This window comes from Streptomyces albidochromogenes (assembly GCF_005981925.1).
GTDB lineage: Bacteria > Actinomycetota > Actinomycetes > Streptomycetales > Streptomycetaceae > Streptomyces > Streptomyces albidochromogenes.
Map to the genome: position 1 here is coordinate 1 of NZ_VBVX01000309.1, position 7,360 is coordinate 7,360.

Annotated in this window: 7 protein-coding genes; 1 reads left to right on the forward strand and 6 read right to left on the reverse strand. The window is 71.4% G+C overall.

From position 1 onward, the window contains the following. Positions 1-237 precede the first annotated feature (237 nt). Together E2E34_RS28270 and E2E34_RS28275 are read right to left on the reverse strand one after the other, a co-directional pair. Positions 238-732: a DUF6023 family protein gene (locus tag E2E34_RS28270; protein WP_138904727.1), complete on the reverse strand. Its 495-nt coding sequence runs from the start codon at positions 730-732 to the stop codon at positions 238-240. Positions 733-837: 105 nt separating this feature from the next. Next, positions 838-1,287 carry a VOC family protein gene (locus E2E34_RS28275; protein WP_138904728.1) on the reverse strand — a complete coding sequence of 150 codons (450 nt, stop codon included), beginning with the start codon at positions 1,285-1,287 and terminating at the stop codon, positions 838-840. Between E2E34_RS28275 and E2E34_RS28280 the strand changes: the two genes are divergently transcribed. Next, the gene (locus tag E2E34_RS28280; RefSeq protein WP_138904729.1) at positions 1,286-1,966 is read left to right on the forward strand and encodes a CGNR zinc finger domain-containing protein; all 681 of its coding nucleotides are present in this window, start codon (positions 1,286-1,288) and stop codon (positions 1,964-1,966) included. The genes E2E34_RS28275 and E2E34_RS28280 overlap by 2 nt on opposite strands. A gap of 76 nt (positions 1,967-2,042) precedes the next feature. On the opposite strand, the gene rarD is transcribed toward E2E34_RS28280, so the two are convergent. The 4 genes from rarD to E2E34_RS28300 form a co-directional block, all read right to left on the reverse strand. Further along, positions 2,043-3,077, reverse strand: a complete 1,035-nt coding sequence (rarD, locus tag E2E34_RS28285; protein WP_138904730.1) for an EamA family transporter RarD — start codon at positions 3,075-3,077, stop codon at positions 2,043-2,045. 189 nt (positions 3,078-3,266) lie between these two features. After that, entirely contained in the window at positions 3,267-4,316 is a 1,050-nt protein-coding gene (locus E2E34_RS28290; RefSeq protein WP_138904731.1) for a 2-oxoacid:ferredoxin oxidoreductase subunit beta, read from the reverse strand. Next, a complete protein-coding gene (locus E2E34_RS28295) occupies positions 4,309-6,285 on the reverse strand; it encodes a 2-oxoacid:acceptor oxidoreductase subunit alpha (RefSeq protein ID WP_138904732.1) in 1,977 nt (658 codons plus the stop codon). The genes E2E34_RS28290 and E2E34_RS28295 overlap by 8 nt, the downstream gene beginning before the upstream one ends. Before the next feature lie 220 nt (positions 6,286-6,505). After that, a complete protein-coding gene (locus E2E34_RS28300) occupies positions 6,506-7,165 on the reverse strand; it encodes a response regulator transcription factor (RefSeq protein WP_138904733.1) in 660 nt (219 codons plus the stop codon). Positions 7,166-7,360 lie beyond the last annotated feature (195 nt).

Sequence of the window (7,360 nt, forward strand, 5' to 3'; positions counted from 1 at the left end):
GGGCGACGGCGGCCGCGGTGCGTCTGGAAGTGGAGAGGCGGGAGGTACGGGAGAGGTTCATGTGGGGGCTCCGGGATTCCGTACGGGGACAGACGGAACGTGCGAGACGCCCCGTGACGCGGGTGGCGGCGCGGGGCGTTGGAGCTGGTGGTGCGCAGGGCTGAGCATGGCTGTGCGTGAGCTGTGCGTGCTGAATGTTCAGCGAGAGTTTGACTGTGCGTCAAGAGCGGAAACCGGTCAGCGCTGTTCGGATGCCGGACGGCGTGCGAGGTACGCGAGACCGCCGCGCGTGGCCGGCCCCCGGTCGGCGGTGAAGGCGATCGAGCCCGCACGCGTGGTGAGGGCGAAGGTCCGCGCGTGCGGCGTGCCGGCGCAGGCGAGGCGCTGCCGGGCGGTCGCCCTGCCCGAGGTGACGGTGAGCGTCACGGAGCCCTCGCCCACGCAGGCCGCCTCGACGACCAGGGGAGTGCCGGGAGCGATCTGGCTGCGGCTGTCGGTGCCCTCGACGGCGCCGGTGGCCGACAGGACGAACGTGCCTGCCTCGTCGAGTGCGTCCGGGTCGCTCAGGGCCTCGGCCGCCGCCTCGGCGAGCTGCTGATCGCCGGGCGGCCGGGAGGGCGCGCTCAGGGTCCGCTGCGGCTCGGGAGCCGTCGGCGTGGCGCAGGCGGCCGTACCGGTGAGAAAGGCGAACGCGGCGAGTGCCGCGCCGGCCGGGCGTATGGCGTCCTTCATCGGGTCCCCCGTCGGTTCGGTCGCTGATGGGGGGACCATGCCGCCCGGCGGGGCGGGCCAACCCCGACTTGAGCCAAGTCAGAGCTTCGGGGCCGGCCCGCGCTGTCACTGCACGCAGAACTCGTTGCCCTCGGGGTCGCTCATGACCGTCCATTCCCCGCCCGGTTCCTTCACGTGGCGGACGACCGCCGCGCCGAGCGTCTCCAGGCGGGCGACCTCCGCGTCCCGCGTGCCGGGCTCGCTGTGCACGTCGATGTGCAGGCGGTTCTTGACCGCCTTGCGCTCCGGTACGCGCTGGAAGAGGATCCGGCGGCCGAGCCCCATCCCGCTCTCCTCGTCGTACGGGTCGTCCGGATGCCGGACGGCGACCAGATCCCGCCATGCGCGGCGGCCGTGGGACTCCACGGTGAGTTCCGGCGGCGCGGCGCCGATGCCGATGAGGCGCTCGATGAGCGCGTCGTTGTCCTCCACCGCGTATCCGAGGGCGGCGGCCCAGAAGTCGGCCTGCGCGTGAGGGTCGTTGGCGTCCACGACGAGCTTCCAGTGCAGTGTCATGCTAACCAGTTATAGTGGTTACGTGACTGAGCTCGCAACAGACTCGCCCGGCCTCACCCTGCGTACGCCGGAAGGCCGCCCCTACCTCTTCGACCCGGGCGCCCTGTGCCTTGAGCTGCTGCCGACCGGCGGCCCCGGGCTGCTCGCCCGGTACGAGGTGCTGCACGAGCCGGCCGACCTGGCGCGCTGGGCGGCGCGGAGCCGGCTGCCGGACGGCCTCGACCTCACGGTGGGCGCGGGCGAGCTCGCGGACGCGCGCGCCCTGCGGGACGCCCTTCACCGGCTCGCGGGGGACCGGGCCCACGGCCGCGCCCTGGCCGCCCGCGACCTGGACGTGGTCAACGAGCGGGCGGCGCGCGAGCCCTTGGTCGCCCGCATCGAGGTGGGCGCGGGCGTGGGCGCCGTACGGGCGTGGGCGCCGGGCGCCACCGGGGACCAGCTGCTGTCGACGGTGGCCCGCGACGCGGTCGACCTGTTCACCGGGCCGCACGCCCACCGCATCCGCGAATGCGGCTCGCACGACTGCCATCTGCTGTTCGTCGACACCTCGCGCCCCGGTCGCCGCCGCTGGTGCGCGATGGAGCGCTGTGGGAACCGGAGCAAGGCGCGGGCCCACCGGGCGCGCCAGGCCCGGAGCGGGGCAGGCGAGGGGAGCGAAGCAGGCGGAGGAGGATCCTGATGCCCACCGGACTCACCCGCGACGCGGGCCGGGAGACCGGAGTCGATGGCGCCCGGGTCGCCGGGCGGCCCGGGGGCTAGGTCGCCGACTTCGCCGCCGGCGCGGCTTCCGCCGTCCTGGCCGTCGGCGCGGGCTGCGCCGACGCCGGGTCGCCGGACGGACCGCCCGTCCCGGCGGCCGCAGCCGCCCCGGCGGCGACCGCCGCCAGCCGCAGCGCCTGGGCCCGCCCCCTGCGGGCGGAGCGCAGCGCGTCCCACGTCAGCAGCGCCAGCGCCGCCCACACCAGCGAGAAGCCGGCCCACCGCTCCGGCGGCATCGCCTCGTGGAAGTACACGACGCCCAGCCCGAACTGGAAGACCGGCGCGAGGTACTGCAACAGCCCCAGCGTCGACAACGGCACGCGTATCGCCGCCGCCCCGAAGCACACCAGCGGCACGGCGGTCACGATGCCCGTGGCGGCGAGCAGCGCCGCGTGGCCGGGCCCCTGCGCGCCGAACGTCGCGGTCCCCTGCGACCCGATCCACAACAGGTAGCCGAGCGCGGGCAGGAACTGGACGGCGGTCTCGGCGGCCAGCGACTCCACGCCCCCGAGGTTGACCTTCTTCTTGACCAGCCCGTACGTCGCGAACGAGAACGCCAGGACCAGCGAGATCCACGGCGGCCGCCCGTAGCCCACCGCCAGTACGAGCACCGCCGCGAAGCCGACTCCGACCGCCGCCCACTGCGCCGGCCGCAGGCGTTCCTTGAGCAGCAGGACGCCCATCGCGATGGTGACCAGGGGGTTGATGAAGTAGCCGAGGGATGCCTCGACGACCTGGCCGTTGTTGACGGCCCAGATGTAGAGCCCCCAGTTGACGGTGATGACGCTCGCGGCGACGGCTATGAGCCCCAGCTTGCGTGGCTGGCGGACCAGCTCCCCGACCCACGCCCACCGGCGTACCAGCACGAGGACCACGCCGACCACGGCCAGCGACCAGACCATGCGGTGGGCCAGGATCTCCATCGCCCCGGCGGGCTTCAGGAGCGGCCAGAAGAGGGGGACGAGCCCCCACATCCCGTACGCGCCGATGCCGTACAGCAACCCCGACCGCTGTTCGTTGACCGACTTCACAGGCCCTCCCGACGCGCGCACACCAATCTGCTGAAGGTAACGCCGACCTGCCGTGCTTGTCATGTCCGTATTGCGTGACGGTCATGACAGCCGGTGGCGCGCGGACGCGGGGAGGGCGTGCGCGGGAACGAAGAGGGGCGCCCGGTCCAGAGACCGGGCGCCCCTCTTCGCGTATCGGAAAGGAAGGATTCAGCCGACGACGGTCCAGGTGTCGTTGCCCGCGAGCAGCGCGCTCAGATCGCCCTTGCCGTGCTGCTCGATGGCGGCATCGAGCTGATCGGCCATGAGCGTGTCGTAGACCGGCCGCTCGACGCTGCGCAGCACCCCGATGGGGGTGTGGTGCAGCGTGTCCGGGTCGGCCAGCCGCGAGAGGGCGAACGCCGTCGTGGGCGAGGCGGCGTGCGCGTCGTGGACCAGGACCTGCGACTCGTTCTCGGCGGTCACCGCCACCACCTTGAGATCTCCGGTGGCCGCGTCCCGTACGACGCCCTTCGATCCCTCGGCGCCGAAGCGGATCGGCTGCCCGTGCTCCAGCCGGATCACCGCCTCCTCGGCCTGCTGCTTGTCCTTCAGGGCGTCGAACGCGCCGTCGTTGAAGATGTTGCAGTTCTGGTAGATCTCCACCAGCGCCGTGCCGGGGTGGTCGGCGGCCTGCCGCAGTACCTCGGTGAGGTGCTTGCGGTCGGAGTCGACCGTACGGGCGACGAATCCGGCCTCGGCCCCGATCGCCAGCGACACCGGGTTGAAGGGCGCGTCGAGCGACCCCATCGGCGTCGACTTGGTGATCTTGCCGACCTCGGAGGTGGGGCTGTACTGGCCCTTGGTCAGCCCGTAGATCCGGTTGTTGAACAGCAGGATCTTCAGGTTGACGTTGCGCCGCAGGGCGTGGATGAGGTGGTTGCCGCCGATGGACAGCGCGTCGCCGTCACCGGTCACCACCCACACGCTCAGATCGCGCCGCGAGGACGCGAGACCGGTGGCGATCGCGGGCGCGCGGCCGTGGATCGAGTGCATCCCGTAGGTGTTCATGTAATACGGGAAGCGGGACGAGCAGCCGATCCCGGAGACGAAGACGATGTTCTCCTTCGCCAGTCCGAGCTCGGGCATGAAGCCCTGCACGGCGGCGAGGACCGCGTAGTCGCCGCAGCCGGGGCACCAGCGCACTTCCTGGTCGGACTTGAAGTCCTTCATCGACTGCTTGGCCTCGGCCTTGGGGACCAGTGAGAGCGCCTCAGTCATGGGTGGCCTCCTTGAGGGCCGTGGCGAGCTGCTCGGCCTTGAACGGCATTCCGTTGACCTGGTTGTACGAGTGGGCGTCGACCAGGTACTTCGCTCTGAGCAGGGTGGCCAGCTGCCCGAGGTTCATCTCGGGCACGACCACCTTGTCGTAACGCGCCAGGATCTCGCCCAGATTCCGGGGGAACGGGTTGAGGTGGCGCAGGTGCGCCTGCGCGATGGGCGTCCCGGCGACGCGCAGCCGGCGTACGGCGGCCGTGATCGGCCCGTACGTCGAGCCCCAGCCCAGCACCAGGGTTCTGGCGCGGTCCGGGTCGTCGACCTCCAGGTCGGGGACCTCGATGCCGTCGATCTTGGCCTGGCGGGTGCGGACCATGAAGTCGTGGTTGGCCGGGTCGTACGAGATGTTGCCCGTGCCGTCCTGCTTCTCGATGCCGCCGATGCGGTGTTCGAGACCCGGAGTGCCGGGCACCGCCCACGGACGCGCCAGCGTCTGCGGGTCGCGCTTGTACGGCCAGAACACCTCGGTGCCGTCGGCGAGCTCGTGGTTCGGGCCGGTCGCGAACTGCACGCGCAGGTCCGGGAGCTCGTCGATCTCCGGGATCCGCCACGGCTCGCTGCCGTTGGCCAGGTAGCCGTCGGACAGCAGGAACACCGGCGTCCGGTACGTCAGCGCGATCCGCGCCGCGTCCATGGCCGCGTCGAAACAGTCGGCGGGGGTGCGCGGCGCGACGATCGGCACCGGGGCCTCGCCGTTGCGCCCGTACATCGCCTGGAGCAGGTCGGCCTGCTCGGTCTTGGTCGGCAGACCGGTCGACGGGCCGCCGCGCTGGATGGCGACCACCAGGAGCGGCAGCTCCAGCGACACCGCGAGCCCGATGGTCTCCGACTTCAGCGCCACCCCGGGCCCCGAGGTGGTGGTCACCGCGAGCTGCCCGCCGAACGCCGCGCCCAGCGCCGCTCCGATGGCGGCGATCTCGTCCTCCGCCTGGAAGGTCCGCACGCCGAAGTTCTTGTGCCGGCTCAGCTCGTGCAGGATGTCGGAGGCGGGCGTGATCGGGTAGGAGCCCAGGTAGAGCGGCAGGTCCGCCTGCTGCCCGGCGGCGATCAGCCCGTACGACAGGGCCAGGTTCCCGGAGATGTTGCGGTACGTCCCCGGGGGGAACGCCCGGGTCGCCGGGTTGACCTCGTAGGAGACCGCGAAGTCCTCGGTGGTCTCGCCGAAGTTCCAGCCGGCCCGGAACGCCGCGACGTTGGCCTCGGCGATCTGCGGCTTCTTGGCGAACTTCGCGCGCAGGAACTTCTCGGTGCCCTCGGTCGGCCGGTGGTACATCCAGGACAGCAGCCCGAGCGCGAACATGTTCTTGGAGCGCTCGGCCTCCTTCCGGGACAGGCCGAAGTCCTTGAGCGCCTCGATCGTCATCGTGGTCAGCGGCACCGGATGGACGTTGTACGCCTCCAGCGAGCCGTCCTCCAGCGGAGAGGTCTCGTAGCCGACCTTCGCCATCGGGCGCTTGGTGAACTCGTCGGTGTTGACGATGATGTCGGCCCCGCGCGGCACGTCCCCGATGTTCGCCTTCAGCGCGGCCGGGTTCATGGCCACCAGGACGTTGGGCGCGTCGCCCGGCGTCAGGATGTCGTGGTCCGCGAAGTGCAACTGGAAGCTGGACACGCCCGGCAGGGTGCCGGCGGGCGCCCGGATCTCGGCCGGGAAGTTCGGCAGCGTCGACAGATCGTTCCCGAAGGCCGCCGTCTCCGAGGTGAAGCGGTCACCCGTGAGCTGCATTCCGTCACCGGAGTCACCCGCGAATCGGATGATCACCCGGTCCAGGCGGCGGACCTCCTTGTCGGAGGCCCCGCGGCCCGGAGTGCTGCGCTGTTCCCCGACGACGGTGTCGTGTGCTGCGTCGGCACCGTCGGCGCCGTCGGATCCGTCGGCCTTCTCGGCCGGGCTACTGACCTGGCTGGTCACTGAACTGGACCTCCCTCGAGGCGGCTGCTCGGGGCCGGCCGGCCAGCCGGTGGCCCCAGGGCCCACCCTACGTCGGTAAGGGTGCCCTTCCCTGGGTCAATCGCATACTGGACCCCGATGTGAGACGCACTATTGCCCTGTTTTGCCATAGTTCACTCGCCCCCCGGCGTTCTGCTCGACGACGCTCCGTAGTCATCCTTCGGTCCTAGGACCCGCGTGCTCAGTTCCTCAGGTACGTCAGAACCGCCAGCACCCGGCGGTGGTCACCCACGCTCGGGGAGAGTCCGAGCTTAAGGAAGATGTTGCTGACGTGCTTCTCGACCGCGCCGTCGCTCACCACGAGCTGTCCGGCGATCGCCGAGTTCGTCCGGCCCTCGGCCATGAGGCCCAGGACCTCCCGCTCACGCGGCGTCAGCCCGGCCAGCACGTCCTGCTTGCGGCTGCGGCCCAGCAACTGCGCCACGACCTCGGGGTCGAGCGCGGTCCCTCCCCGGGCCACCCGGACGACCGCGTCCACGAACTCGCGCACCTCGGCCACCCGGTCCTTGAGCAGATAGCCCACGCCCCGGCTCGACCCCGCGAGCAGCTCCGTCGCGTACTGCTCCTCGACGTACTGCGACAGCACCAGGACCCCGATGTCCGGGTGCTCCTTGCGCAGCCGCACCGCCGCCCGCACGCCCTCGTCGGTGTGGGTCGGCGGCATCCGTACGTCCGCGACCACGACGTCCGGCAGCTCGTCCTGGGCCGCCAGGTCCCCGATGGTCTTGATCAGCGCTTCCGCGTCTCCGACGCCCGCGAGGACGTCGTGTCCCAGATCGGTCAGAAGCCGGGTCAGTCCCTCCCGAAGCAACACCGAGTCCTCGGCGATGACGACCCGCACCCTGTCCTCCACGGCCCTGTAGCCCCCCAGCACTTGACTGCTCCTCACCACGACGCCCCCAGCATCCCAGCATCCGAACCGGCGTGCGGCCAGGCGTGCGGATTAGTGGCGTACGACTCGGGAGAAGTCCGCTGGTCGCCTCGCGCGGACGGCGGCAGGTCAGGGGAGGACGCGACGGCACCGAGGGGGGAGAGC